Origin of the sequence: Actinopolyspora biskrensis, from assembly GCF_013408175.1 — a bacterium.
In the GTDB taxonomy this organism is placed as follows: Bacteria; Actinomycetota; Actinomycetes; order Mycobacteriales; family Pseudonocardiaceae; genus Actinopolyspora; species Actinopolyspora biskrensis.
The window spans coordinates 118742-144902 of sequence record NZ_JACBYW010000005.1; the positions used below are offsets into that span (position 1 = coordinate 118742).

General features: G+C 68.7%; 24 protein-coding genes, 1 tRNA gene and 1 pseudogene. 21 read left to right on the forward strand and 5 right to left on the reverse strand.

All coding sequences use genetic code 11. The features are described from left to right. Positions 1-491: 491 nt before the first annotated feature. From FHR84_RS13970 to cynS, 3 genes are all read left to right on the forward strand, one after another. On the forward strand, positions 492-1961 hold the full coding sequence (locus FHR84_RS13970; RefSeq protein WP_179535965.1) for an MFS transporter: 1470 nt from the start codon (positions 492-494) through the stop codon (positions 1959-1961). A 47-nt stretch (positions 1962-2008) separates the two neighbouring features. Next, a complete protein-coding gene (locus FHR84_RS13975) occupies positions 2009-3055 on the forward strand; it encodes an alpha/beta hydrolase (RefSeq protein WP_218862893.1) in 1047 nt (348 codons plus the stop codon). A gap of 135 nt (positions 3056-3190) precedes the next feature. Then, complete coding sequence (cynS, locus tag FHR84_RS13980; RefSeq protein ID WP_179535966.1) at positions 3191-3631, forward strand: cyanase; 441 nt, start codon at positions 3191-3193, stop codon at positions 3629-3631. A 97-nt stretch (positions 3632-3728) separates the two neighbouring features. On the opposite strand, the gene FHR84_RS13985 is transcribed toward cynS, so the two are convergent. Further along, positions 3729-4238: a DUF1203 domain-containing protein gene (locus FHR84_RS13985; RefSeq protein ID WP_179535967.1), complete on the reverse strand. Its 510-nt coding sequence runs from the start codon at positions 4236-4238 to the stop codon at positions 3729-3731. A 188-nt stretch (positions 4239-4426) separates the two neighbouring features. On the opposite strand from FHR84_RS13985, the gene FHR84_RS13990 reads away from it, so the two are divergent. Together FHR84_RS13990 and FHR84_RS13995 are read left to right on the forward strand one after the other, a co-directional pair. Beyond that, a complete protein-coding gene (locus tag FHR84_RS13990; protein WP_179535968.1) occupies positions 4427-4819 on the forward strand; it encodes a VOC family protein in 393 nt (130 codons plus the stop codon). A gap of 151 nt (positions 4820-4970) precedes the next feature. Further along, positions 4971-5627, forward strand: a complete 657-nt coding sequence (locus FHR84_RS13995) for a maleylpyruvate isomerase N-terminal domain-containing protein (protein ID WP_179535969.1) — start codon at positions 4971-4973, stop codon at positions 5625-5627. Positions 5628-6108: 481 nt separating this feature from the next. On the opposite strand, the gene FHR84_RS23285 is transcribed toward FHR84_RS13995, so the two are convergent. Both FHR84_RS23285 and cutA read right to left on the reverse strand, forming a co-directional pair. Beyond that, positions 6109-6483, reverse strand: a complete 375-nt coding sequence (locus FHR84_RS23285) for a DUF1330 domain-containing protein (RefSeq protein WP_343075297.1) — start codon at positions 6481-6483, stop codon at positions 6109-6111. A 168-nt stretch (positions 6484-6651) separates the two neighbouring features. Beyond that, positions 6652-7077: pseudogene (gene cutA / locus FHR84_RS23290) on the reverse strand (divalent cation tolerance protein CutA); the annotation flags it as partial. Here cutA and FHR84_RS23570 point away from each other — a divergent pair. Then, entirely contained in the window at positions 6976-7365 is a 390-nt protein-coding gene (locus FHR84_RS23570) for a replication initiator (RefSeq protein ID WP_484456047.1), read from the forward strand. The pseudogene cutA and the gene FHR84_RS23570 sit on opposite strands and share 102 nt — an antisense overlap. Before the next feature lie 135 nt (positions 7366-7500). Beyond that, entirely contained in the window at positions 7501-7875 is a 375-nt protein-coding gene (locus tag FHR84_RS22040; RefSeq protein ID WP_218862894.1) for a tyrosine-type recombinase/integrase, read from the forward strand. Positions 7876-7899: 24 nt separating this feature from the next. On the opposite strand, the gene FHR84_RS14010 is transcribed toward FHR84_RS22040, so the two are convergent. Beyond that, positions 7900-7972 (reverse strand) — tRNA-Arg (locus FHR84_RS14010). A 304-nt stretch (positions 7973-8276) separates the two neighbouring features. On the opposite strand from FHR84_RS14010, the gene argS reads away from it, so the two are divergent. The 9 genes from argS (at position 8277) to prmC (ending at position 20494) form a co-directional block, all read left to right on the forward strand. Further along, positions 8277-9938: an arginine--tRNA ligase gene (gene argS / locus FHR84_RS14015; RefSeq protein ID WP_179535971.1), complete on the forward strand. Its 1662-nt coding sequence runs from the start codon at positions 8277-8279 to the stop codon at positions 9936-9938. A 12-nt stretch (positions 9939-9950) separates the two neighbouring features. Further along, positions 9951-11372 carry a diaminopimelate decarboxylase gene (gene lysA / locus FHR84_RS14020; RefSeq protein ID WP_179535972.1) on the forward strand — a complete coding sequence of 474 codons (1422 nt, stop codon included), beginning with the start codon at positions 9951-9953 and terminating at the stop codon, positions 11370-11372. Continuing rightward, positions 11373-12677, forward strand: coding sequence for a homoserine dehydrogenase (locus FHR84_RS14025; protein ID WP_179535973.1), 1305 nt, complete (start codon positions 11373-11375; stop codon positions 12675-12677). Between the two features lie 8 nt (positions 12678-12685). Next, positions 12686-13765, forward strand: coding sequence for a threonine synthase (gene thrC, locus FHR84_RS14030; RefSeq protein WP_179536243.1), 1080 nt, complete (start codon positions 12686-12688; stop codon positions 13763-13765). After that, positions 13762-14721, forward strand: coding sequence for a homoserine kinase (gene thrB, locus FHR84_RS14035; RefSeq protein ID WP_343075277.1), 960 nt, complete (start codon positions 13762-13764; stop codon positions 14719-14721). Before thrC ends, thrB begins: the two co-directional genes overlap by 4 nt. 946 nt (positions 14722-15667) lie before the next feature. Then, on the forward strand, positions 15668-17644 hold the full coding sequence (gene rho, locus FHR84_RS14040) for a transcription termination factor Rho (protein WP_179535974.1): 1977 nt from the start codon (positions 15668-15670) through the stop codon (positions 17642-17644). 329 nt (positions 17645-17973) lie between these two features. Further along, positions 17974-18204 carry a 50S ribosomal protein L31 gene (rpmE, locus tag FHR84_RS14045; RefSeq protein ID WP_142075280.1) on the forward strand — a complete coding sequence of 77 codons (231 nt, stop codon included), beginning with the start codon at positions 17974-17976 and terminating at the stop codon, positions 18202-18204. Positions 18205-18282: 78 nt separating this feature from the next. Next, positions 18283-19353, forward strand: a complete 1071-nt coding sequence (gene prfA / locus FHR84_RS14050) for a peptide chain release factor 1 (RefSeq protein WP_179535975.1) — start codon at positions 18283-18285, stop codon at positions 19351-19353. A 253-nt stretch (positions 19354-19606) separates the two neighbouring features. Then, positions 19607-20494 (forward strand): peptide chain release factor N(5)-glutamine methyltransferase, encoded by an 888-nt coding sequence (prmC, locus tag FHR84_RS14055; RefSeq protein WP_179535976.1) that lies wholly within the window; start codon positions 19607-19609, stop codon positions 20492-20494. 42 nt (positions 20495-20536) lie between these two features. Here prmC and FHR84_RS14060 read toward each other — a convergent pair whose 3' ends face one another. Further along, positions 20537-21406, reverse strand: a complete 870-nt coding sequence (locus tag FHR84_RS14060; RefSeq protein WP_179535977.1) for an alpha/beta fold hydrolase — start codon at positions 21404-21406, stop codon at positions 20537-20539. Positions 21407-21865: 459 nt separating this feature from the next. Here FHR84_RS14060 and FHR84_RS14065 point away from each other — a divergent pair, with 459 nt between their 5' ends. The 5 genes from FHR84_RS14065 (at position 21866) to FHR84_RS14085 (ending at position 26158) form a co-directional block, all read left to right on the forward strand. Then, entirely contained in the window at positions 21866-22513 is a 648-nt protein-coding gene (locus FHR84_RS14065) for an L-threonylcarbamoyladenylate synthase (protein WP_179535978.1), read from the forward strand. A 644-nt stretch (positions 22514-23157) separates the two neighbouring features. Further along, on the forward strand, positions 23158-24297 hold the full coding sequence (locus FHR84_RS14070; protein WP_179535979.1) for a glycosyltransferase family 4 protein: 1140 nt from the start codon (positions 23158-23160) through the stop codon (positions 24295-24297). A 21-nt stretch (positions 24298-24318) separates the two neighbouring features. Next, positions 24319-24792 carry a Cg1360 family ATP-synthase-associated protein gene (locus FHR84_RS14075; protein ID WP_179535980.1) on the forward strand — a complete coding sequence of 158 codons (474 nt, stop codon included), beginning with the start codon at positions 24319-24321 and terminating at the stop codon, positions 24790-24792. Positions 24793-25064: 272 nt separating this feature from the next. After that, complete coding sequence (gene atpB, locus FHR84_RS14080; RefSeq protein ID WP_026152132.1) at positions 25065-25844, forward strand: F0F1 ATP synthase subunit A; 780 nt, start codon at positions 25065-25067, stop codon at positions 25842-25844. Between the two features lie 56 nt (positions 25845-25900). Beyond that, positions 25901-26158, forward strand: a complete 258-nt coding sequence (locus FHR84_RS14085; protein WP_017973627.1) for an ATP synthase subunit c family protein — start codon at positions 25901-25903, stop codon at positions 26156-26158. The last annotated feature ends 3 nt before the right edge of the window (positions 26159-26161 follow it).

Consider the following 26161-nt stretch of genomic DNA (forward strand, 5'->3'; position numbering starts at 1 on the left):
CCCGCGGGCGAGCTCGCTTCCGGGGGGCTGCGCGGAACCGAGGGCGGACACCGTGCTCTGCGAGTGCCACCGGGAGATCGGCGAGTGCCACCGGAGGACGTGGCAGGGGAGGAAATCGGTCGGCATCGGTGAGCGTGGTCGCTCCGTGCTCGGACGGCCGTTTCCGCGCAGTGCGGTGAGTCGTTCGGTCCCGCGTTTTGTGAGCGGGTTTATGAACGAGACGACGTTCGAATTTTCGTTCTTGTGCTCGGGGGGCGGGCGCAGTAGTTTAACGCGCCAATGCTTTTCGGGGGATGAAGTCGGCCGTTTTTCGCGTCGAGGACGGGTGGAAATTCCGTGGTCTTTTCCGGGCGGTTCTCGTTCACCCTCCCCGGTGGAGTGCTCCCGCTTTCCGGTCCGCTTCCCCGGAAGCGCGGCGGAGCGACTCGTCCTCCGGAACAGCGGGGCCGGGAGCGACGTGGTCCCGGAGTCGAGCGGAGCTCCGATCCGGCATGAACGGAACACACCCGCCCGGACGCGGCCCTTCGCGGCATCCCGCCGTCATCCTGATCGTCGTGGCGTCCGTCGGCTTCGTCACCGCGCTGGACAACACGGTCGTCGCGGCGGTCGTTCCCTCCATAGGTCGCGACCTCGGTGTGGGGGTGGCCGCCCTCCAGTGGGTGAGCATCGCCTACATGCTTCCGTACGCGGGGCTGGTACTCGTGGCGGGAACGGTTCTGGACCGGGTGGGGGGACGCGCCCTGCTCGCCGGATTCGTCCTGTTCGCTTCCGGGGCCGTGCTCTGCGGTGCGGCGTGGAACGCTTCGCTGCTGCTGGTCGGACGGGTGGTGCAGGGGACCGCGGCCGCCTTCATCGTTCCGGGGACGCTGCGCCTGCTCCGCACCGAACTGTCCGGAGGGTGGCGGGCGACCGCGGCAGCGACGTGGACGGCCGCGCTGGCCGCGGCGCTGGCGCTGGGCCCCTGGCTGGGAGGTGTCGTCGCGCGGTACTCGCACTGGAGCTGGATCTTCCACGGCAACGTCCCGTTCGTGGTTCCCGCGGCGTTGCTGGTCCTCCTGAGGGGTGTTTCCCCCGGAGAGCGCCGGAGCGCCCCGGTGCGGCTCAGCGCGGCGCTGGCGGTGACGGTAGGTCTCACGATGTTGACGGCGGCCCTGGTGACCGCTGCCGAACGGCCCGGGGGCCTCTCGTGGGCGGTGCCGCTGGGGGTGCTGGGCGGGGCGGTGCTGCTCGGTTTCCTGCTCGGCGAACGGCGCAGCACCGCCCCGCTGCTCCCGGGCCGGCTGTGGCGGAACCGGGTCTTTCGCGGGGTGAACGTCCTGCTGCTGCTGTGGGGGCTGGGGGCGAGCGGAGTGGTGTTCTTCACCCCGCTGCTGCATCAGCGATATCTGGGGCTTAGCCCGGACACGGCCGGACTCCCGCTGGTGGCCGTGGCGCTCGGTGTCGTGGCGGCCACCCCGTTCGTGGGGCCGCTGATCCGCGCGTTCGGAACGCCCCGCGTGGTCGCGGGCGGTCTCGGGGCCGTGGCGGCGGGGTTGTTCGGCCTCGCGGCCGTCAACCACGTCCCGGCTCTGGCGCCGCGGATCCCGGTGCTGCTGCTGGTCGGAGCGGGCTCGGCCTTCACGGCCCCGCTCACCTCCCACGCCCTGGAGGAGTCGGGGGAGTCCGAGGCCGGGACGGCTTCCGGAGTGCTCACGGCCGCGCGCGAGGTCTCCTCAGCCCTCGGGGTCGCGTTGATCGGTCTGGTCGTCTCGACGGCTCACGCGCGGGAGGTCGCCACCGGTCTCGCGCGCCCCGAAGCGCTCGCGACCGGCTACGCCCGCGGTGTCGCGGTGGCCGCCGCGCTCCAGGTGGTCGGGGCCGTGCTCGCGCTGTCAGTGCTGCGCCCGAGCGCCTCCGCGCGGGGAGCGGGCGCACCCGAAGCGCGGGACACGGAAGTCACTCGTGCCCGGCGGGGTGATTGATGTTCGTCCCGGGGTCGTGCGTTCGTTCGCGGAAGTGGTGATCGGTCTTGCTGTTGAGAAGAGTGCTGTCCGGGCTCGGGAGAGTGCTGCTCGTGGTGCTGCTGCTACCGGCCTTTCACTTCTCCGCCCAGGGAGTCGCGGCATCCGCGCGGGGGCCGTGGGCGGGGCACGCCTTTCCCGATCTCTCCGGGGACTACTGGGCCGACCGGACCGCCGACAACGGCGCGCGGATAACCGCGCGGACCAGGGTGGACAAGCGGACGCTGGACCTGGCCATCGACTCTCCTTCGCTGGGGCGGACCGGGATGGTGCGCGTGCTTCTCCCACCGGGCTGGGAGAGTCAGCCCCTGCGCGAGTGGCCGGTCGTGTACCTGCTGCACGGCTGCTGCGAACCGGCCGATTACGAGTCGTGGACCAGGTTCACCGATGTCCGCGAGTTCACCGCGGACGAGGAGGTGATGGTCGTCATGCCCAGCGACGGGCCCGCGGGGATGTACAGCGCGTGGCACAACTACGGGATGGTCGACATACCGGACTGGGAGGCCTTCCACCTCACCGAGGTCAGGCAGCTGCTCGAACGGAACTACCGCGCCGGTGAGCGGCGTGCGGTGGCCGGGGTGTCCATCGGGGGATTCGGGGCGATGCACTACTCCTTCCGGCATCCGGACATGTTCGAGGCGGCGGCTTCCTACAGCGGGGTGCTGCACACGATGGGGCCGCTCGTGCCGGCAGTGGTCAAGGGGATCCTCATCCGCGAGGGGTTCCACGACTGGAGGGCGCTCTGGGGCGACGAGCGGGTCACTCCCGAGCTGTGGCGCGCGCACAACCCCCATGACAACGTGACCGAGCTCAGGGGGACGAGCCTTTACGTCTCCGGCGGGAACGGGTTGAGCGGGCCGCTGGACAGCGGCTCCGGTATCGACGTGCTGGAACCGGCCGCGCTGCACACGTCGAAGGCCTTCGTGGGCAGGCTGCGCGGCGCGGGGATTCCGGTTACCACGGACTTCTACGGACCCGGTACGCACAGCTGGCCCTACTGGGAGCGCGCGCTGCACCGCTCCTGGCCGATGTTGACGCGGGAGCTGCGGCGGTAGCGGCGAGGGGAACGGGTCACGGCCGAGTTCGACGGGCCTCGTCCGGTGTCGATCGTCCCGTTCACGGGTAAGCACCGGAGTGCGGGTTCGCCCGGAACGGCGTCGGTCGAGGATCAACGGGGGAGGAGCCGGTCGATGAACAGGTCGGAGGCGACGGAGCTGGTTCGCGAGGCCAGGCGGAGGAAGGGGTCCGGCTACACCGATCTCGCCGAGCGCCTGGGGGTGGACAGGGCCTGGCTGACAGCGGCGCTGCTCGGGCAGCACCCGCTGGACGCCCGGCAGGCCGAACAACTCAGGGAGCTGCTCGAGTTCCCCGAGGAGGTGGTTCCGGTACTCGCGGAGATCCCCCACCGGGGGTCGCTGGAGTCGGTCCCGCCGACCGACCCGACGATCTACCGCATCTACGAGGCGCTCCAGGTGTACGGCACCACCATCAAGGAGCTGATCAACGAGGACTTCGGTGACGGGATCATGAGCGCGATCACGTTCAACCTCGACGTCCAGCGGCAGGAGACCGAGGAGGGGCCGCGCGTCCGGATCGTGCTCGACGGCAAGTTCCTGCCCTACAAGTGGTGACTGCCGCGCGGGGCGAGGAGGTCGAACGAGGGGCGAGGCCCTCCGCTGCTGCGCTCGTCCCCTACCGGTGGGAAACCCGCTTCGGCTGCCGAAGCGCTCAGCTGCCGACGCGCCGCACCTCGAACAGGAAGCAGCCGAACTCCACCGCGCGAACGTGCACGAGGGCGACCGCGGGGTCCGCCAGCAGCTCGTCGGCGGTGCGTTCCGCCAGCTGTGTCCGTTCGCGCGTGTCCAGCAGGCGCCCACCGAGTATTCGACCCCCTTCCGAGTAGGCCCGGAGTACTCGGCGGTCGCCCCGCAGTTCCTCGGGCCACGGTGCGCGGTCGGGGCCATCGCACGGTTCGGCGTGGACGAACACGGGACCGACCTCGTCGTAGGCCCCGACGTCGGCTCCGGTTGCGCGGGACCACCTGCGCAGCGGTGCGTACGAGAGCAACGCGATCCGCTCGCCGGGGCGGCCACGGCGTAGGCAGCAACGCAGGGGCGCTCCGCGCTCCTGCGTCTCGGTCACCACGCGGGGGACTCGTCCCGCGTCGTCGCGCTCGCGCAGTTCGTTCAGCACGGCGGGGTCGAGGGGGCGAACCTGGAAACGAGCTGTCGTCGTCATGTGTTCAGCGTCGCCCGGAGGGGGCTGCCGTGCCGGCGGAAATCCGACGTCGCGGCGAGTTCCACGTGCAGGGGCTCTTCGTGGACGACGTGCTGATGGCTCTCGAGCTGTCCGCCTAGCCTCGGTGCGCGCTGGTCGTGGCGCGCGGTCGCCTTGATCACTCCTCCTGCGTGGGTGATACTTCCCGCATGCCGAGCCGCATAGCCGTCCTCGCCATCGACGCCGTCGAGCCCGCGGTGGTCGCCGACTTCTGGTGCCGGGTGCTCGATTGGGGGATCGTCGAGGAGTCCGCCGAGGGGATCACGATCGGGCCGTCGAGCGGTGCGTGGCCACAGGTCGACGTCTTCCCGGTACCCGAGCACAAAGCGGGCAAGAACCGCCTGCACCTCGATTTGCGCGCTGACGGCGTCTCCACGGCGGACGAGCTCGAACGGCTGGTCGGACTGGGAGCTCGGCGTGTGGACGTCGGTCAGGCGTCCGACGTGACCTGGGTGGTGCTCGCCGACCCGGAGGGAAACGAGTTCTGCCTGCTCTCCCGTTCCGTGCAGGACCTCGAGAAGTCCGAGACGTCTCCGAGCTAGTTACGGGACTCCCGCTGCGGCCGGTGGTTCGCCCCGTGGTGTCGGGTGAGACTTCTTCACGTCCAGCGGCGTGACCGCCCAGGTTCGCCGGGGTTCTCCGCCCGCCCTCACGGGATGGTGGGGTCCGCTCCGCTGTCGGTACGGTCCTGTCATGTCACGATCAGCCGAGAGCGAATCACCCGCCTCGCCCATCACCGCGGACGACCTCGACCGCGCCCTGCGTCTCGCCGGGGACGTGCTGCGCGGAGCGGACTCGGAGCTCTGGGGAAACAAGGCCGGTTCCCTGGAATGGGACTGCTGGGAGACCGTCGAGCACCTCAGCGACGACCTGTTCGCATACGCCGTCCAACTGGGGCCCCGAACACCGCCACAGGACGGTGAGGTGCCCTTCGCTCTGGAGAGCCGCCGTCCCGGCGGCCCGGAAAAGACCGTTCACGCGGACCGGGCGGCAGGGCCCGCCGGCCTGTTGCAGGTGCTGGAGGCGAGTGGTGCGCTGCTTGTCGCCATGGTGCGCACGACACCTCCGCAGGTCCGTGCCTACCACGTCTTCGGCGTCTCGGACCCCGAGGGCTTCGCCGCGATGGGCATCGTGGAAACCCTGGTGCACACGCATGACCTGGCGCAAGGTCTCGGGCTCGTCTGGAGCCCGCCCGCCGACCTGTGCTCACGAGCGCTCGCCCGGCTGTTTCCACACGCACCGGAGCACACGGATCCGTGGAGCACTTTGCTGTGGGCCACGGGGCGGGCCGAACTCTCCGGGCGCCCTCGGCTCACCACGTGGCGCTGGGACGGCACACCCCGGGCGTAGTCCGGGGGCTCGCAGCGGAGGGGCGGGGCCGATGATCAGGCCGCCGCTGTCACGACACCAGCATTCCCCTGGAGGGGCTGTTCCGGCGAGTTGCCCGATTCGCGGTCCGGCCATCGCGCCGGTGCTTCTCGTCGCTCTCACGTCCGAGGCGGACCGTGACACGCATCGGGACGAGCTCGTGGAGATCGAGGACCGCCACGGTCCTCGGGAAAACGTCCGAGGATTTTTCGGCGCCCTCGGCAGGACCCGAACCTGCGACACCCGCCTCCGGAGGGTGTTTCAGACATCGCGCTGCCCTGGAACGATCCGGATTCCGCGCAGGTCAGGACGGATTTTCGTTGACGTCGTTTGACGTGGGTTGCCGCTGTTTCTCGGCCTTGTGTCCCCAGATGCGCCCCCACCGGAGAGGAACCTTTTCGCCATCCCGGCGACCTGCCCGTCCGGCGAGGACTTCTGGTTCGTGACCGGTTGCGGGGCAGTGCTACGAACTGCGGGCGCCCCAGGCGAGAGTCGGCTGAAGGACGGCCTCGGCAAGCGCCCGGGCGCGCAGACTCGCGATCTCCTGGTATTCCGGGTCTGCGACCATGCGGGTGAACGCCTCGCGGTCGGGGTACCGGACGAGCAGAACTGCGTCCCAGTCCTGCCCTTCCTCGGCCACCAAGGGCGTCGTCCCGTCGCCCGCGTAGAGGAGCTCGCCCCCGTACCGCTGGAGCAAGGGTCTCGCCTTCTGCGTGTACTGGTTGTACAAGGAGCGGCCGTCCGAGGCGAACCTCAACAGGTTGAGCATCACGATTGGGCCATCCGGAAGCTCGTTCAACATACTTCTGAGGTCGGATCCTGAGGGCTCGACTGCCATCGGTGACTCCCTTTGGTAGTTGGATGCTCGTACTGCACGCAGACGGCACGAGTTTAGGCACCGTCCATCGACCTGCATACCGTCCGGTCGGTATTTTCCTCCTCGCTCGGAGCGGACCCGGAGGGGCCGCCCCTCGATCCTGTAGAGAAATGCTGAACACCAGCACTGCGCGTGCTCGTCGCCGTCAACGATCGGAAGGGCGGTGACACAGGCGAGTTCGTATTCGTGTTCCTGCCTGGTCCGTTCGACGACGGTGCTGACCAGACCTCGGCGTGTGTGGAGTGCGGCGCGGGCTTCGGTGGTGTCGTTGACTTCTCCGCCCGCCTTCGAGGTCTGCCATGAAGCCGACCAGTCGCCGGACAGATCCAACCGGTCGGCGGTGTTGCCCGCCGGTTCGGCGACCGAGACGTCGAGAGCGTTCGCGATCGCTACGGCAGCCGAGGGGATCGGCTGCCGTTCACCGGCTTCGTAGCGCCTGAACGGCGGGTGCACGTGCTCGGCTCCGGCGGGCACTTCCTGCCCAGGTCCAAGTACTGCTCCACCACCTTCACCGAACTCCGCCACGTGCGGGCCGAGCACCAACGCGGCGCGCACCTGGCCGAACTCGGCATCGACGAAACCGACTCGATCGAAGTGCTCGGCGACTGGAGCACACCTGGCGGCCTCGACGTGCGCCCGCCACGAGGTCGCGGTCAACACGCACATCCTGCCGAAGTGGGGCCACGTCTACCTCACCTCGATCAAGCACGCCGACGTGCGGCAGTGGGTGTCGGCCTTGGCGCGGTCGTGCTCGCCCGCGTCGGTGGTGAAGGTCCACCGGGTGTTCTCGCAGGTCTTGGCGTGGGCGGTGCGGGACGCTCGGTTGACGTCGAATCCCGCTGAGGGCGTGCGATTACCTCGACCGGCTGGGACGGATCACCGTTACCTCGATCACTCGCAGGTGGCGAAGCTGGTGGACCGGTGCGGCTCCTGCGGACTCATCGTGCGGGGAGACCCAAGACGCGCGAACGCCGTTCGGTGCCGCTGCCGCGCTTCCTGGTCGAGGAGTTGGCGAGCCGGGTCAACGGCCGTTCCTCGGAGGCCCTGCTGTTCACGGCTCCGCAGGGTGGGGTCCTGAGGGTGCGCAACTTCCGCCGTGCGGTTTTCGACGCCGCCGTTCGCGATGTCGGACCGGAGGGATTCCACCCGCACGAGCTCAGGCACACCGCGGCATCGTCGGCGATCGCCTCCGGCGCGGACGTGAAACTCGTCCAACAGATGCTCGGGCACGAGACCGCCACGATGACGCTCGACCTCTACGGGCACCTGTTCCCGGACCGACTCAACGAGATCGCCGATCGGATGGATGAAGCCGCGTGTGCCCCGAACGTGCCCCACGAGGAATCTTCGTAGGTGTGGCACACGGCTTGATCTGGGTGCCCTCGGCAGGACTCGAACCTGCGACACCCGCCTCCGGAGGGCGGTGCTCTATCCGCTGAGCTACGAGGGCTCTTCTGTTGAACTGACTACAGCCTAACCCACGCCCGGTTCGACCCGTGCGGCGGGGGTGATCGCGGCGCGCGGCGGTGAGGGGCGCGGGGCCACCCCCCGGTGCGGGCGCTGCTCGGGGTGGGAACGCCGCGGGGTAGTTCTCGGGTAGGGGCGGCTTCGCTCGGGGTGTTCCCGGTCGTTTCCGAGGAAAAAGGTGAGCGTTTTCTCGAATTCTGGGAAACGGTCCGGTCGCGGGGGCGTGTGAGTTCTTCGTGCGGCACCCGCTGGATAACCAGCGGGATTGCTTTTTTAGACTTCATCGGGTGACACCAGCAGCGCTTGCCGAACTCGTCCGAACGACCGCCGTAGACGTGCTGTCCGCCCGAGGGGTGGACACCTCGGTGCTGCCGGAGAACGTCACGGTCGAGCGACCCCGGAACCCGGAACACGGCGACTACGCCACCAACCTGGCCATGCAGGTCGGGAAGCGGGCCGGAGTGGCACCGCGCGAGCTGGCCGGCTGGCTGGCCGAATCGCTCGCGCAGCGCGACGAGATCCACTCGGCCGAGGTGGCCGGGCCCGGTTTCCTGAACCTGCGGCTGGCAGCGGACGCGCAGGGCGCCATCGTCCGGGACGTGCTCACCAGGGGCGAGACCTTCGGATCCGGTGACCTCTACCAGGACCTGCGGGTGAACCTCGAGTTCGTGTCGGCCAACCCCACCGGGCCGATCCACCTCGGCGGGAGCCGGTGGGCCGCGGCCGGCGACGCCCTCGGACGTGTGCTGCAGGCCCAGGGGGCCGAAGTCACCAGGGAGTACTACTTCAACGACGCGGGCGCGCAGATCGACCGGTTCGTGAGCTCGCTGGTGGCCGCCGCCAAGGGGGAGGGGACTCCCGAGGACGGCTACGGAGGGGCCTACATCGGCGAGATCGCCTCCGAGGTCCTCCGCCGCGAACCCGGCGCGCTCGAACTCCCGGCGGCCGAGCGCGACGAGGTGTTCCGCCGCACCGGCGTGGGGCTGATGTTCGACGAGATCAAGCGCAGCCTGCACGAGTTCCGCACCGACTTCGACGTCTTCTTCCACGAGGACTCGCTGCACAACTCGGGCGCGGTCACCGAGTCCCTGGAACGGTTGAAGGAGTCGGGCAACCTCTACGAGGCCGAGGGCGCCTGGTGGCTGCGCTCCTCCGAGTTCGGTGACGACAAGGACAGGGTCGTCATCAAGAGCGACGGCGCCCCGGCCTACATCGCAGGCGACATCGCCTACCTGAAGGACAAGCGCGACCGCGGCTTCGAGCTGTGCCTGTACATGCTCGGAGCCGACCACCACGGCTACATCTCACGGTTGAAGGCCGCGGCCGCCGCGATGGGCGACGACCCGGACTCGGTGGAAGTGCTGATCGGCCAACTGGTCAACCTCGTCCGCGAGGGCGAACCGGTCCGCATGAGCAAGCGCGCTGGTACCGTGGTGACGCTGGAGGACCTGGTCGAGGCCGTGGGGGTCGACGCGGCGCGCTACTCGCTGATCCGCTCCTCGGTCGACTCGCCGGTGGACATCGACCTCGACCTGATCAGCAAACACACCAACGACAACCCGGTCTTCTACGTGCAGTACGCACACGCCAGGCTGTCCTCCCTGCAGCGCAACGCCGTTTCGCTCGGAATCGACAGGGGAAGCGTCACCGAGGCCGACCTGGGGCTGCTCACGCACGACAGGGAGGGCGACCTGATCCGCACGCTCGGAGAGTTCCCCCGGGTCGTGCATTCGGCGGCCGAGCTGCGGGAACCGCACCGCGTCGCCCGCTACCTGGAGGACCTGGCCAGCGCCTACCACCGGTTCTACGACTCCTGCCGCGTGCTGCAGCCCGGTGACGACCGGGCCGGGCCGTTGACGATCGCCCGGTTGCAGCTGTGCGAGGCGACCCGTCAGGTGCTCGCCAACGGTTTGTCCCTGCTCGGCGTCAGTGCCCCCGAACAGATGTAGAGGAGGCGCACCATGCGCGCCCATCCAGCGGGCCCGAGGCACGCCGCCGACGCGGCCGCGTCACCGGCTTCCGGGCCCGCAGCCCCGTCCTCCGTGGAGGAGGTCAATCAACTTCATCCGAAGGTGTGGCCGCGCAACGCCGCCCGCCGTTCGGACGGGGTGACCACGCTCGCGGGCAACGATGTGCGCGAGCTGGCCGAACGGTACGGCACCCCGCTGTTCGTGCTGGACGAGGACGACTTCCGCTCCCGCTGCAGGGACTACGTGGCCGCCTTCGGCGATCCGTCCGCCGTGCACTACGCGGCGAAGGCGTTCCTGTGCACCGAGATCGCCCGGTGGATCGACCAGGAGGGTCTCGGCCTGGACGTCTGCACCGGCGGTGAACTCCAGGTCGCCCTGCGCGCGGAGTTCCCCCCCGAGCGGATCGCGATGCACGGCAACAACAAGTCCACCGCCGAGCTCGCGGCCGCCCTGGACGCCGGAGTCGGTTCGGTGGTGCTCGACTCGTTCCACGAGATAGCGCGGCTGGAGCACCTCGCGAGCGAACGCGGGGTGACCCAGCCGGTCATGATCAGAACCACCGTCGGGGTGGAGGCCCACACCCACGAGTTCATCGCCACGGCGCACGAGGACCAGAAGTTCGGTTTCTCGTTGGCCGCCGGGGACGCGGCCGAGGCAGCGGGGCGGGTGCTGAAGTCCGGCTCGTTGAGGCTGGTCGGACTGCACAGCCACATAGGGTCGCAGATCTTCGACGACGACGGTTTCGAGCTCGCCGCGCATCGGGTGATCGGTCTGCTGGCCCAACTGCGGGAGGAGCACGGCCCGGACGCCCTCGACTCGGTCACGACCGTGGATCTCGGAGGTGGGCAGGGGATCGCCTACACCCAGGAGGACGATCCGCTGCCGCCCGCGACGTTGGCCGAGAGGCTGAACGGCATCGTGCGCAAGGAGTGCGCAACTGCCGGTATCCCCCCGCCGCGTATCGCCGTGGAACCGGGGCGGGCGATAGCCGGCCCCGGGACCGTCACGGTCTACGAAGTGGGCACCATCAAGGACGTCGCGCTGGACGGCGGGGCCTCGCGGCGTTACGTCAGCGTCGACGGCGGGATGAGCGACAACATCCGGACCTCGCTCTACGACGCGTTTTACGACTGCCGTCTGGTCTCCCGCGAGGGGGAGCGCCCCGGGGTGCTCTCCCGCATCGTGGGCAAACACTGCGAATCCGGCGATGTGGTGGTGCGGGACAACTGGATGCCCGAGGATATTGCCCCGGGCGATCTGGTGGCCGTGGCCACCACGGGCGCGTACTGCTACGTCATGGCCAGCAACTACAACCGGTTGCCGAAACCGGCCGTCGTGGCTGTGCGCTCCGACGAGTCGCGGTTGTTGCTACGCAGGGAGACCGAGGACGACCTGCTTCGGCTGGAGGTGTGAGTGATCGAGGATCGGGAACCGATCAGGGTGGCGCTGCTGGGCTGCGGCACGGTGGGCACCGAGGTGCTGCGACTGCTGCACGAGTACCCCACCGAGTACGCCGCTCGAACCGGTGCTCCGGTGCACGTCACCGGTGTGGCGGTGCGCCGCCCCCACAAGCACCCCGAGGTGCCGGAGCAGCTGTTGACCACCGACGCGGAGTCGCTCGTCGAGGGTGACGCCGATGTCGTCGTGGAGCTGATCGGCGGTATCGAACCAGCTCGCTCGCTGCTGTCGCGGGCGTTGCACGCGGGCAAGTCCGTCGTGACGGCCAACAAGGCCCTGCTGGCCGAGCACGGTTCGGAGCTGTACGCGGCCGCCGACGCGAACGGCGCGGACATCTACTTCGAGGCCGCCGTCGCCGGGGCGATACCCCTGCTGCGCCCGCTGCGGGAGTCGCTGGCGGGCGACCGCATCAACCGCGTCATGGGCATCGTCAACGGCACGAGCAACTACATCCTCTCCGCGATGGACTCCACGGGGGCGGGCTACGCCGAAACCCTGGAGGAGGCGGGTCAGCTCGGTTACGCCGAAGCGGACCCGACGGCCGACGTGGACGGGTTCGACGCGGCCGCCAAGGCCGCGATCCTCGCCTCGCTGGCCTTCCACACCAGGGTCACCGCCTTCGACGTCCACCGGGAGGGGATCTCCGAGGTGGGGGCCGGGGAGATTCAGGCCGCCCGCGCGCTCGACCGGAGGGTCAAGCTGCTCGCGATCTGCGAACGAGTGGTCGACGAGGACGGTTCCGAGTCGGTCTCCGCGCGCGTCCACCCCGCGATGATCCCGCGGGACCACCCGCTGGCCGGGGTGTCCGGTGCGTTCAACGCGGTGTTCGTCGAGGCGGAGTCCGCCGGGCAGCTGATGTTCTACGGGCAGGGCGCCGGTGGAGCCCCCACGGCCAGCGCGGTGCTGGGCGACCTCGTCGCCGCGGCGCGCAACGTCGTGGTCTCCGGGAAGGGGCCGCGCGAGTCGGCCCACGCGCAGTTGCCGGTCCGCTCGATGGACCGCACTCCGACGCGGTACCACATCAGTCTGGACGTCGCGGACAAGCCGGGAGTGCTGTCCCAGGTGGCCTCGATGTTCAACGAGCACGACGTGAGCATCTCGGTGGTGCGTCAGCAGGGGCGCGGCGCGGACGCCAGCCTGGTCGTGGTGACGCACACGGCGAGCGACGCGGCGTTGCGCAACACGGTGGAGAAGATCGCGGGACTGTCCGCGGTGCTCGAGGTTGTCAGTGTTATGCGGGTGGAAGGGGAACCGTCGTGACCTCGGAAATGCAACTCGCCCCCGCCCACTCGGGCGCGGGATGGCCGGGGATCGTCGAGGCCTACCGTGATCGGGTCGCGGTTCCGGACGGGGCCGAGGTGGTGAGCCTGCGGGAGGGGAACACCCCGCTCGTCTTCGCGCCTCACCTGTCCGAGCTGACCGGGTGCCGGGTCCACGTGAAGGTGGAGGGCGCCAACCCCACCGGTTCCTTCAAGGACCGCGGTATGACCGTGGCGATGACCCACGCGAAGGCCGCGGGGATGCAGGCCGTCATCTGCGCCTCGACCGGGAACACCTCGGCTTCGGCCGCCGCCTACGCGGCCCGTGCCGGGATGGGGTCCGCTGTGCTGGTGCCGCAGGGCAAGATCGCGATGGGCAAGCTGGCGCAGGCCGTGGTGCACGGTGCCCGGATCCTGCAGGTGCGGGGCAGCTTCGACGACTGCCTCGAACTGGCGCGCAAGACCGCGGCGAGCTACCCGGTGACACTGGTCAACTCGGTGAACCCGGTGCGACTGGCCGGGCAGAAGACCGCGGCCTTCGAGATCTGCGACACGCTGGGAGCCGCTCCGGACGTGCACTGCCTGCCCGTGGGCAACGCGGGCAACATAACCGCCTACTGGACGGGTTATTCGGAATACCTCGCCGACGGGCACACCGACCGGGCCCCGGCCATGTTCGGGTTCCAGGCGGCCGGTGCGGCCCCGCTGATCTCCGGCGAACCGGTTTCCGAGCCGGAGACGGTGGCCACGGCCATCAGGGTGGGCAGCCCGGCTTCCTGGGACGGCGCGGTCGCGGCCAAGACGAGCTCGGGAGGTTTGTTCTCCGCCGTGACCGACGAACGGATCCTGGAGGCGTACCGCCTGCTGGCCTCTCGCGAGGGGATCTTCGTGGAACCCGCCTCCGCGGCGAGCATCGCCGGCCTGCTCGCGACCTCCGCGGAGGGGAAGCTGCCCGTCGGCTCCGACGTGGTGTGCACCGTCACGGGGCACGGCCTCAAGGACCCGGACACTGCCCTGGCCGACATGGTCGAGGTGCAGCCGCTGCCGGTCGATCCCGAAGCCGTGGCGACGGCATTGGAGCTGGCGTGACCCGGGAGCCGCTCGCCGGGGAGCGGTCCGCGGAGTCCGCCGTGAACGGGCGGGGCCCGAACCGGGTGGAGGTCACGGCCCCCGCTTCCACCGCGAACCTCGGTTCCGGGTTCGACACGCTCGGGATGGCGCTCGCGCTCCACGACACGGTGGAGATCACGCGGAACGGGCAGGAACCGGGCAGCGCACGCGTCAGCGTCAGCGGCCCCGGCGCGGGGGAGGTTCCCGAGGACGAGCGGCACCTGGTGGTCCGGGTGCTGCACCGCACCCTCGAACGGTTGGGGCTCGCTCCGCTCGCGGTCGACGTGCGCTGCACCAACGCGATACCGCACGCGCGGGGGTTGGGATCCTCCGCGGCCGCGATCGTCGCCGGGGTGACGGCCGCCTACCGCTTCGCCGGTCTCGATGTCCGCGCCGGGGAAACGTGCGAACGGGCCCTTCGGGAGGCCGCCTCCGCGGAGGGCCATGCCGACAACGTGGCAGCGAGTCTGTTCGGCGGTCTGGCTGTTGCCTTCAGTACGGAAAATCGTTATGAAGCCGTTCGTTTGGAGCCGCACGAGGAACTGGCTCCGGTGGTCTTCATCCCCCGTTCGGAGTCCGAGACTCATACGATGAGGGGGCTGTTGCCCGCGAACGTTCCGCATGCCGACGCGGTGTTCGCGGCCGGGCGTTCCGCGCTGGCCGTGCACGCCCTCACCGCGCGGCCGGACCTGCTGCACGTGGCGACCGAGGACCGGATCCACCAGGATTACCGGGAGCCCGCGATGCCGGCGACGCTCGAACTCGTTCGGCGACTCAGGAATACCGGGGTGCCCGCCGCCGTTTCCGGGGCAGGCCCCACGGTGCTGGCGCTGCCCCCTTCGGGGGAGCCTCCGCGGGAGGTTCACGCGGAGGGTTTCGAGGTCACGCGGTTGAGTGTGGACCGGCTCGGTGTGCGGGTCCGGGAGCTCGACTGATCCGGCGAGTACGCACGGGCGGGGCTGTTGGCCGGGATGCCGCCGGTCCCGTCCCTGCGGGGGCGTCGGTGAGCTCTTCCCGGCGGGGGTGAACGTCCGCCGAGCTCCCGGTGGTATAAAGGTGGTGTCGGCATCGTGGTTGTCGAACCCTCGTTTCCGTCGGTCGGCCCACGATTCGACGGGAGATCCGACAGGATCGTGACCGAGTAGGGACGTTCCCCCGTGGGCGTGTCGTGCTCTTGGTTGTTGCACCGGAGTGACTCGGCGTATACCCTCAAGGTCAATCAGTCACCGGGCGCATCGGCGCCGGTGCCTTGCCCGGGAGATCTCCCGGGATGCATCCCTCGCTGTGAATCGACTGCATCCTCCGGATGGAGAGCAGGACGGCGGGTAGCCGATCGCGGTGGCCGAGTCAGGAGTTGTCAACTCAAGGGGTTCGCTTCGTCGGGTCGAACTTCAGGTAGTTGCCGGTGTCGGACTGGGAGCTCTGGCGTTACGGATTGTGGTTCCGCACGGCATTCGCGAATAACTCGGTGACCAAAGTGGAGGCTTCGGTTTTCCCGGGCACCGTGCTCGGTAACCGTGTCGGACCGTGCTCCGGACGCACGGTGTCGGCCTTGTCGACATCGGCCGGTTCGGTGAGTCCGGTAACGATCAGGCAGCGAGGCACGCACCAGCGATTGGTGGACGGACACGGTCATGATCACTCCGGTAGGTGGTCACATCGCCGTGGACGGGTGATATCACCAGAGGTGCGCGAGTCAGGCGCCTCCGCTGCCCGGTGCTGCCGGATTTCGAGTGGGTGCCGACACCACGCGCGCCGGGTGTCCTCGTCGAGTTCATTCGATACAGGGGCCGGTAGCACTACAAGGCCGCTCGTGTTCGTAACGAGCGGGGAATCCGCTGGGCCGCGTAGGAGGCGCGGATCCGGTCAGGAAGGACATTCGTGAGCAACACCGATCTGTTGAGCAGCGAGACGGCCAACGGCGTCTCTCCGTCCGGCGGGCAGGAGTCCGAGTCGTCGCAACAGGCAGCTTCCGGTTCGGGGGCCAACGGCAACACACGTCGTCGGGGCGGCCTCTCGGGCATGGTGCTGGCCGAACTGCGGCAGCTCGCCGGCGAATTGGGGATCGACACCGCGGGTCTGCGCAAGGGCGACCTGATCGCCGCAATCAAGGAACGCCAGGGAAGTTCGGCACCGCAGCAGTCGGACTCGTCCGCAAGCCGGCAGCCGACTCTCGACCAGCAGGCGGACCAGGACAACACCAACAACAAGGGCCGGAGCACCAAAGGGGCGAACGCCAAGAACAGGGACACCAAGGAGAAGTCCGGCAAGCCCCAGGCGGAGTCGGCACCTTCCGGCACGGAATCCTCCGCTCCGGCCACCGAGGGAACTCCGGGATCCGACAAGCGTTCGAACGGCCCGTCCCCGAACCGTGGGCCGCGCCGTGCGGGCAACGACGGTTCCGGCGAGGACGGGCGTCGTGGGAACCGGCGCCGCCGCTCCTCGGGACGTTCCGGGCAGCAGGACCAGCACTCGGACGACCGGGGCGACCGCAACGACAGGGGCGGCTCGGACAAGAACGAGCGCACCGACGGCGGGAACGGCGACCGGCAGGACAACCGCAGGGACAACCGCCCCGACAACCGTCACGACAACGGCCGTGGAGACAACTCGCGGCAGCAGGACGACGACGAGCGCGGCAACAGGCGCAGTCGTCGTTTCCGGGACCGGCGGCGCAACCGTGGGCGCGGGGACAACGAGCCGGAGGTGCGCGACGACGACGTGCTGCTTCCGGTCGCGGGGATCCTCGACGTGCTGGAGAACTACGCGTTCGTCCGCACCTCGGGCTACCTGGCCGGCCCGAACGATGTGTACGTCTCCCTGTCGCTGGTCCGCAAGTACGGGCTGCGGCGCGGTGACGCCATCAAGGGCGTCGTCCGGCAGCCCCGCGAGGGCGAGCAGCAGCGCCAGAAGTTCAACCCGCTGGTGCGGGTCGACGGAATCAACGGCCTGGAGCCCGAGGCGGCCAAGCGCCGCTCCGAGTTCCACAAGCTGACGCCGCTCTACCCGAACGAGCGGCTGCGCCTGGAAACCGAGCCCCAGAGCATCACCAGCCGGGTCATCGACCTCGTGATGCCGGTCGGGAAGGGACAGCGCGCCCTGATCGTCTCCCCGCCGAAGGCGGGCAAGACGATGGTCCTGCAGTCGATCGCCAACTCGATCACGACCAACAACCCCGAGTGCCACCTGATGGTCGTTCTCGCCGACGAACGGCCGGAAGAGGTCACCGACATGCAGCGGTCGGTCAAGGGTGAGGTCATCGCATCCACATTCGACCGTCCGCCGTCCGATCACACCACTGTGGCCGAGCTTTCCATCGAGCGGGCCAAGCGGTTGGTCGAGATGGGACACGACGTGGTGGTGCTGCTGGATTCGATCACACGCCTCGGCAGGGCCTACAACCTTTCCGCTCCCGCATCGGGGCGGATCCTGTCCGGTGGTGTCGACTCCACGGCGCTGTACCCGCCGAAACGCTTCCTCGGCGCGGCGCGCAACATCGAGAACGGCGGCTCCCTGACCATCTTCGCCACCGCGCTGGTGGAGACCGGGTCCGCTATGGACACGGTCATCTTCGAGGAGTTCAAGGGAACCGGCAACGCCGAGCTCAAGCTCGACCGCAAGCTGGCGAACAAGCAGCTGTTCCCCGCCGTCGACGTCGACAGTTCGAGTACCCGCAAGGACGAACTGCTGATGTCCTCGGACGAGCTGGCCGTTCACCACAAGTTGCGCAGGGTGCTGGCCGCGCTGGACTCCCAGCAGGCGCTGGAGCTTGTGCAGGACCGACTGCGCAAGACACGCACCAACATCGAGTTCCTCACCCAGGTGGCCAAGACGACTCCGGGTAAAGAGGAGGAGTGAGTGCCCGGCCCGGACCGACCTCGCGGCGAGGACGTCCTCGTCGGATCGTTCCGGGCGGGGCAGGCACCGTTCGTCAACGGGTGAACGGTTCGGATCCCACGCGATCCGCTCTTTTCCGAGTGGGCGTTCCACCGTGACCGCGAGTCCGGTCGCCCGCCGTCCGCGCCGTCGAACTCCGCACGCACGACCCCTGCGGGGAGGGAATACGTGGTGCGCACCCTGCGTTGCAGGTCAACGGTCTCGGTCTGGCAAAATCGGGACCCGTTCCGGCTCCGGTTCACCTCTGGTCGACACCACGAGGACCCGGTGCCACGAGGAGAGGATTGATCATGAAGAGCGGCATTCACCCCGAATACGTGGAAACGCAGGTCACCTGCAACTGCGGGGAGACTTTCACCACGCGGAGCACCAAGACCGAGGGCCACATCAACGTCGATGTCTGCTCGAACTGCCACCCGTTCTACACGGGCAAGCAGAAGATCCTGGACACCGGCGGCCGTGTCGCCAAGTTCGAGGCTCGTTACGGTCGGCGTCCGCAGAACGCCCGCACCAAGAAGTAGCCGAGTCCGTGGCGCCCGTCTCGTTCCGTTGGCGGGCGCCGTTCTCGTATCGGACTCGCAGCGAGAGTGGGGAGCACCGTGGAGACCTCGAGGGTCGAGGAGCTGCTCGCCGAGTACACCGAGCTGGAGGGACGGCTCGCGGACCCGGACGTGCACGCCGACCAGGCGCGGGCACGGAAACTCGGCAAGCGGCACGCCGAGCTCACACCGATTGTGCGCACGGCGCGTGAGCTCGACCAGGTCCGCTCGGACCTGTCCACCGCGCGGGAACTGGCGGGGGAGGACCCCGCCCTGGCGCGGGAAGCCGAGCAGCTCGAGTCCCGGATTCCCGAGCTGGAGGAACGGCTCGCCGAACTGCTGGCCCCGCGTGATCCGCGGGACGGTTCCGACGTCGTGCTCGAGGTGAAATCCGGGGAGGGCGGCGAGGAATCCGCGCTGTTCGCCGGCGACCTGCTTCGCATGTATCTGCGCTTCGCCGAGCGGCAGGGGTGGCAAGCCGAGGTTCTCGGCGCCACCGAATCCGAGCTCGGCGGGTACAAGGACGTCATCGCCACTGTGAAATCGAAGGGCGAGCCCGGGATCGAGGGTGTCTGGGCCAAGCTCAAGTTCGAGGGTGGCGTTCACCGCGTTCAGCGAGTCCCGGTGACCGAGTCCCAGGGGCGGGTGCACACCTCCGCCGCTGGCGTTCTGGTGTACCCGGAGCAGGAGGAGGTCGAGGTGGAGATCGACGAGAAGGACCTCCGCATCGACGTGCACCGCTCTTCCGGCCCCGGAGGGCAGAGCGTGAACACCACGGACTCCGCGGTGCGGGTCACACACCTGCCCACGGGAATCGTGGTGGCCTGCCAGAACCAGAAGTCCCAGCTGCAGAACAAGACGCGGGCCATTCAGGTGCTGCGCGCGCGGCTGCAGGCCATGGCCGAGGAGGAGGCCGAGCGCGAAGCCGCCGAGACCCGGCGCAGTCAGGTTCGCACCGTGGACCGCTCGGAGCGGGTGCGCACCTACAACTTCCCCGAGAACCGGATCTCGGACCACCGCGTCAACTTCAAGGCCTACAACCTCGACCACGTGCTGGACGGCGAGCTCGACTCGGTGCTGGCGGCGTTGCGCGAGGCCGACCGGAAGGAACGGATGGAAGCCGGGGTCTGACGATTGATCTCCCGGCTCGTTCCGCGTGGCGGTGCCGACCGCGTGGGTGGTCGCGAGCGGCCGGCGCCGCTTCAAGGGCTCCTTCGGAGTTCCGGGCGCTCCCGAGGAGCGCTTTTACGTGGCTGACCAGCCTGGTCTCGCAAACGCATCCGACTCACGCGCCGGATCCCCTCGGCCCGAGCCCGGAAGGGGTTTCGGCGGGCAGCGCCGAGGCGGCCCGCTTCATCCGGTGGAGGGACTCTAGGCTACGACTGTGGACCGAAAGCCGTTGCGGTTGGCGATTCTGGAGGGCGAGCGCGTCCTCACGGCGGCGGGGATCCCCTCCGCACGTGCGGAGGCCGAGATGTTGGCTGCTCACCTGCTCGGAGTCGAACGCACCAAGTTGATGATGTTTCCCCTGGTGGACCAGTCCGTGGTCGACTCGTTGGAGCAGCTCGTCCGGCAACGGGCCTCCAGGACTCCGCTGCAGCACTTGACCGGTACGGCCGCGTTCGGACGGGTGACCCTGGCGGTGGGGCCCGGGGTTTTCGTCCCACGGCCGGAGACGGAACAGCTGCTGGAGTGGGCGTTGAGCCGGCTGCGCGGTCTCCGGAATCCCGTCGTCGCCGATCTGTGCACCGGATCGGGGGGCCTCGCCCTGGCGCTCGCCCACGAGCGCCCGGACGCCGAGGTGCTCGCGGTGGAAAACGACCCGGCTGCGTTGACCTGGGCGCGGGGCAACGCCGAACGGCGGCGGCAGGCCGGTGACACCTCGGTTCACGTGCTCGAGGGGGACGTCACCGATCCGGGGCTGCTCGCGGAGCGGGAGGAGGGTGTGGACCTCCTGGTCTGCAACCCCCCGTACGTCCCGGAGGGAACCCCGGTCCCGCCCGAGGTCGGTGATCACGACCCGCCCGCGGCGGTTTTCGCGGGCCGGGACGGGTTGGAGGTGCTGCGTCACGTGGTGGCCCACGCCGCCCGGCTGCTGCGCCACGGTGGCGGGGTCGCCGTGGAGCACGACGACACGCACGGAGGGTCGGTGCCTGCTTTGCTGGCGGCTCGCCCCGCGTTGACCGACGTCAGGGCACACAACGACCTGGCGGGACGGCCGAGGTTCGCCACGGCCCGTCGTGAATCCGGGGAGGAGCCGCCGAGCGGTTGATCCCGGCCGGGAGCGGTTCGGGTGATGACGGCGCGCGGGCGTTCACAGCGTGCCGTTGACGAACTCGCGCACGGCCGCGTTGAACTCGTTGGGCTTTTCGCGGTGGCACCAGTGCCCCGCGCCGGGCAGTACGCGCAGTGTGGAACCCGCTACCGCCGCGGCTGCCTCGTTCGCCGTCGAGAGCGGAACACGTTCGTCGCGCTCCCCGTGCACGAACATGACGGGGCAGCGGAGGTTTCCCAGGTAGGGCAGATGATTGATCCGCATGCCACGGCGCTCCACGGCCTCGGAGTACCAGTCGGAGAACAGCGACGCGCTCCCGCGCAGCTCCTCGTGAAACTCGTCCACCAGCTGCTCGTGGTCGATCACCTCGCCGGGATCGTTCAGGACTCCGCTGAGGAGGTGGCGGCGGGACAGTCCGCGGTGCAGCCCGAGCACGTTGGCCGCCGTCGTGCCGAAGAACCGTGAGCGCAACTTCAGATAGGTGGTGAGCTGTCCGGGAGCGCGGTGCTGCAGTCCCTCCGAACCCGCGAGCACGAGGCCACGCACCCGGTGCGGGTGCCGCAGCGCGAACCCGATCGCGGCGCTGCCGCCGACCGAGGCTCCGATCAGCACGGCGCGTTCGACCCCCCAGGCGTCGAGCAGCCAGCGCAGCACTTCCTCCAGCGTGCGCTGGCCGACCCTGCCGTACCAGTTCCTGCTTCCGCCGTGCCGGGGGAGGTCGGGAAGGTAAACCCGGTGGTCGACGGCGAGCGGGGCGATGGCGTGCCGCCAGCTGAGCAGCGCGTTGTCGATGCCGCCACCGTGCAGCAGCACGACGGCGGGGCCCGTGGTGCCCGCGTGGTGGTAGCGGATCGTACCTGCCTGAAACCCGAGCTGTTCGGTCTGGACACCCTGCGGCGGGGCGGTCATCGCTCGTCCTCCAGAAACGGGAGCCCCGGGGCTCGCCCCCGGAGGTCACCCCGGTGATCAGTAGTGCTTCGTCGGCTCGGTCGTCGTGGGCGGTCGCTCGGCGGGACCTCCCGCCGTCTCGCGGGCGTGCCCGACATCGGGTGGTGTGGTCCGCACGACGTCGGGGCCGTCCTCGTGAGAGCACGGTCGGGAGCTCCCGCGGCGGTGCGGACCGCGGGAGTGGTCGTTTCGGCGCTGCCCGCGCCACGGGACGCCCTCGGAACTGTCGAACGAATACCCCCGGTGAAGTCCTGTCAGTGCTCGTGCGGCGAAGCGGTGCGAAAAACACGCGTCCGGGGAGTTCCGGACGGAGGAGTTCGACGCGGTGGTGGTTCGCCGATCGCCGTGAACATGTTGCCCGAAGGCCTCGGGGCGTACCACTCGCACCCGCCGCGGGCGGTCGTGCCAGGATTTGATGCCGTGAGCACGGTCTACGATTGCAACAGTCCGGACAGTCGCAGTGCCGGACTGAACAGGGCCGCGAGTTCGCTGCGTGGTGGCGGACTCGCCGTTCTTCCCACGGACACGGTCTACGGAGTCGGGGCGGACGCGTTCGATCCCGAGGCCGTTCGCGCGTTGCTCTCGGCAAAGGGGCGAGGTCCCGACATGCCGGTTCCGGTGCTGGTCGGTTCGTGGAACACGGTCGACGGGTTGGTGATGTCGGTTCCCCGGCAGGCCAGGGCGCTCATCGAAGCGTTCTGGCCCGGTGGCCTGTCGCTCGTGCTGCCGCAGGCGCCCTCGTTGTCCTGGGACCTGGGAGAGACCCGCGGAACGGTGAACCTGCGGATGCCGCTGCATCCGGTCGCGCTGGACCTGCTGCGCGACGTCGGTCCGCTGGCTGTCTCGAGCGCCAACACGACGGGGAACCCGCCTGCCACGACGGTGGAGCAGGCCCGGGAGCAGTTGGGGGAGTCCGTACCGGTGTACCTGGACGGCGGCCCCTCGGGCGAACCGGTCGCCTCGACCATCGTGGATCTGACCGGACAGCGTCCCCGAGTGCTGCGCGAGGGGGCCGTCAGCCGTGCGGAGCTGGCCTCCGAGCTGGGAGTGGAACTGCCGGTCGAGTAAGGGCTTTTAATAACTCATAACAGAACTTTGTTGAGCCGGTCGGGTAGCCGTCACGTGAGTCGGCGCCTTGCTGCGTTGGAGGGCACCTCGAGTAGCGGCCCACGCCACGTGCCCTCCCGCCTCGCAATGCATCCGACTCACGCACCGGATCTCCTCGGCCCGCGTAGGCTCCAAGCGCTCGGGCAGGAAACAGCCTCTCGTTAGAGGTTCTCAGCGGGCCCGGGGACCGGTTCGTGCGGCGGTGCCGATGGGCAGGGTGAGTACAGGCGGCTTCGGAACTTACCCGGCGACCGGGTCCGACCGAGCGAGTGCTACCCCGATTCGCACGAGCCCCGAGCACGGGCCCGCGCGGCCCGCGGCGGTGTGGCCTCGTCCGAACGGGTGAGTCCGTTCGTCGGGTGTCGTTACGGACCCGTTCGGTCGACGGATCGAGCGCTCGGTAGCGTGAACCACCGAATGCGACTCGTGGGCGACGCTGCCGGTTTCCCGACACCCGGTGTTCGGTGACGACCGCGGGCGTGCCCAGTTCCAGCTCTTTCTGCCCGCCGGAGATATTCGCGAGGAGCCGCCAACAGTGACTGTGTCGCCGTGGGATTCGGACGTTGCCGTGCACCGCTCGCCCGCGCGTGGTTGAGGCGGCGGCCATGGACACCGTTCCAGCCTGGGCACCCGCCGGGGTGCCCGCACGGGAGTACCTGCTCGTCTGCCTCACCGCCGCCGCGGTGACCTTTCTGCTCACCGGCCTGACCAGATTGCTGGCCGTCCGGATCGGAGCGGTCGCGCACCCGAGGAACCGTGACGTGCATCGCACCCCGATCCCCCGCATGGGGGGAGTCGCGATGTACGCCGGTGTGCTCGGCGGGATGTTCCTGGCGGGGAACCTGCCCGCGCTCTCGCGCGGATTCGACTACTCGAACGACGCGCTGGCCGTGGTGATCGCGGGCGGGCTCATCACCCTGGTGGGGGCTCTGGACGATCGTTTCGAACTGGACTCGTGGACCAAGCTGGCCGGGCAGGTCACGGCGGCGGGGATCCTCGTGCTGATGGGGCTGCAGTGGTACATGCTGCCGGGCGGCCAGGGCGGTGAGTCGGGTTCGGTGCTGGTGCTCAGCGGGAACCAGGGGCAGCTGCTGACGGTGGTGCTGACCGTGGCGATGGTCAACGCGATGAACTTCGTGGACGGGCTGGACGGTCTGGCTTCCGGGATCGGCCTGATCGCCGCGAGCGCGACCTGCGCGTTCTGCCTGGGGCTGCTCAGCGACCAGGGGGGTGACGTCACCGCGTACCCCCCCGCCCTGATCGCGGCGACCATAGCCGGGGCCTGCCTGGGGTTCCTGCCCTACAACTTCCAGCCGGCCAGGATCTTCATGGGGGATTCCGGGTCGATGCTGATCGGTTTGATGCTGGCTTCGGCGAGTACGACGGCGGCGGGCAAGATGGACCCGACCAGTCTGGACGCCTTCGGACTGTTCGCCCCGTTGCTCGTGGTCGCGGCCGTGCTCTTCGTTCCGCTGCTGGACCTGAGCCTCGCGGTGGTTCGCAGGACCAGGGCGGGCAAGAGCCCGTTCCACGCGGACAAGATGCACCTGCACCACCGCCTGCTCGAACTCGGGCACTCGCAACGACGCGCCGTGCTGCTGATCTACCTGTGGGCCGGCGTGGTCGCGTTCGGCGCCGTGTCGCTCACGTTGTTCGAGGATGTGGCTCTGGTGGCGTGGGCTATCGGGGTCGCGGTGGTCGTGGCGGGTATCGTGTCCGCGATACCCCGAATGAGGACCAGGTAGTGCTTCCGGGCGGGAGAAGCGATGAGCGAAGCAACCGAAGTGGCCGATGAGTCGCCCCGGCGGGCGGAGTCGAACCCGCATGCCTCCGCGGTCCGCAAGCTCGCCGACGCGATGCTGCGCACGGCCGTCTGGCCCGCTGTGGCGACCGTGCTGGTCAGTGCGGTCGTCGGGGCTTTCTGGGTGGGCGCCCAGGGGCTGGTCGGCGCGCTGGTCGGTGGGGTGGTCGCTTCCGCTTCCTCGCTGCTGACCCTGTGGCTGATGCGGGCGACGGCGGATTCGCACCCGATGTTCGTCATGGTCGCCGCGCTCGGTGGCTACCTCGGGAAGATGATCGTGCTGTTCGTGGTGGTGACTCTGCTCCGGGTCTTCACCGCTGTTCACGTTCCCGCTGTGGCGATCACCATACTCGCCACCGTTCTGGTTTGGGCATTTGCCGAGGTATACGCTTTTCGCAAGACCAAGATTCCCACGATCGCCTTAGCGAACGACTCCTGATGGAGTAGCGACCACCCCCCTCAGGTGTGAAATGGTGGGTATACCCTTTTTGTTACCAAATGGTAGGGTTTGTCGCGCAAGAAGCTCGGGTCGTTGAGCAGGGGATTTTCGTCGCGGGAAGCTCCGGCTCGCCCGTGCGGACCTCGCCTGGCGGACCTCGCCCTGAGGGAGGGCCCCTACGTCCTCGATCGTGTATCAGGTACGTTGAGTGCAAATCGTGACGATTCCCCCGGTGGAGTTAGCTCCAACCGGGAGAACCGGAAGGAGCCCAGTTGGGCGCGCTGGTGTTGAGCCAGGGCGGCACGTTCGAGCCGCCCGGTGTCGATAGCTTTTTTCTCCCGCCGATCTTTGGTGGAGTCACCAAGCCGATCGTGCTTGTAGTGCTCTCGGCTGTCATCGTCGGTGCGTACTTCTTGATCGCCACACGCAACCTCAAGTTGGTGCCTGGCAAGGGCCAGTTCGCGGCGGAGTACCTTTACGACTTCAGCAGGAACACGATCGCAAGGGATCAGATCGGTGCGAAGGATTTCCAGCGGTTCATCCCGCTGATCTTCGGGCTGTTCACGTTCATCCTGGTGAACAACCTCTTCGGGATCATCCCGTTGATCCAGTTCCCCACGATGGCCAAGATCGGCTTCCCGATCGCCCTGTTCATCATGGTCTACATCGTGATCCACACGGTCGGGTTCAAACGCCACGGCTTCTTGGGTTACCTCAAGCACGTGATGTTCCCTCCCGGAGTCCCCAAGCCGGTCTACATCCTGCTTTCTCCGATCGAGTTTCTGCAGAAGTTCCTGTTCCAGCCAGTAGCGCTGGCCATCCGAGTCTTCGCGGCGATGTTCGCCGGCCACCTCATCCTGCTGGTGTTCGCCCTCGGCGGGCACTACCTGCTGATCGAGGCGAGCGCGCTGCTCAAGCCGGTTTCCATCGTCAGCTTCGCCTTCGCGATCATTCTGACCTTCGCCGAGGCCTTGATTCAGGTCTTGCAGGCGTACATCTTCGCGGTGCTCACCGCCAATTTCATCGGTGCTGCACTCGCGGAGGAGCACTGAGGACAGATCGGGACCTCCGATCCGCGTTAAGCGGACCGAGTTGAAAGGTAGTAACAGTGAGCAACATCGTTCTTGCACAGGCCGCGGAAAGCGCAGCCAACATCAACCCGGGTCTCGCCGCCATCGGCTACGGCGTCGGTGCGATCGGTCCCGGTGTCGGCGTCGGTCTGATCTGGGCAGCTGTCATCAACGGAACCGCTCGCCAGCCGGAGGCCCAGGGCCAGCTGATGGGCATCGCCTGGATCTCCTTCGTCCTCGTCGAGGTGCTGGCGCTGATCGGCCTGGTCATCTACTTCATCGCCTCCGCCGCTTGAGTT

Coding starts and splice junctions, on each gene's coding strand:
- cynS (WP_179535966.1), top strand. CDS start 3,191: ATGAACAGGTCGGAGGCGACGGAGCTGGTTCGCGAGGCCAGGCGGAGG.
- FHR84_RS14060 (WP_179535977.1), bottom strand. CDS start 21,406: ATGACCGCCCCGCCGCAGGGTGTCCAGACCGAACAGCTCGGGTTTCAG.
- FHR84_RS14070 (WP_179535979.1), top strand. CDS start 23,158: ATGGACACCGTTCCAGCCTGGGCACCCGCCGGGGTGCCCGCACGGGAG.
- FHR84_RS14075 (WP_179535980.1), top strand. CDS start 24,319: ATGAGCGAAGCAACCGAAGTGGCCGATGAGTCGCCCCGGCGGGCGGAG.
- FHR84_RS13995 (WP_179535969.1), top strand. CDS start 4,971: ATGTCACGATCAGCCGAGAGCGAATCACCCGCCTCGCCCATCACCGCG.
- thrC (WP_179536243.1), top strand. CDS start 12,686: ATGCAACTCGCCCCCGCCCACTCGGGCGCGGGATGGCCGGGGATCGTC.
- FHR84_RS13990 (WP_179535968.1), top strand. CDS start 4,427: ATGCCGAGCCGCATAGCCGTCCTCGCCATCGACGCCGTCGAGCCCGCG.
- lysA (WP_179535972.1), top strand. CDS start 9,951: ATGCGCGCCCATCCAGCGGGCCCGAGGCACGCCGCCGACGCGGCCGCG.
- FHR84_RS23285 (WP_343075297.1), bottom strand. CDS start 6,483: ATGGCAGTCGAGCCCTCAGGATCCGACCTCAGAAGTATGTTGAACGAG.
- rpmE (WP_142075280.1), top strand. CDS start 17,974: ATGAAGAGCGGCATTCACCCCGAATACGTGGAAACGCAGGTCACCTGC.
- FHR84_RS13985 (WP_179535967.1), bottom strand. CDS start 4,238: ATGACGACGACAGCTCGTTTCCAGGTTCGCCCCCTCGACCCCGCCGTG.
- FHR84_RS13970 (WP_179535965.1), top strand. CDS start 492: ATGAACGGAACACACCCGCCCGGACGCGGCCCTTCGCGGCATCCCGCC.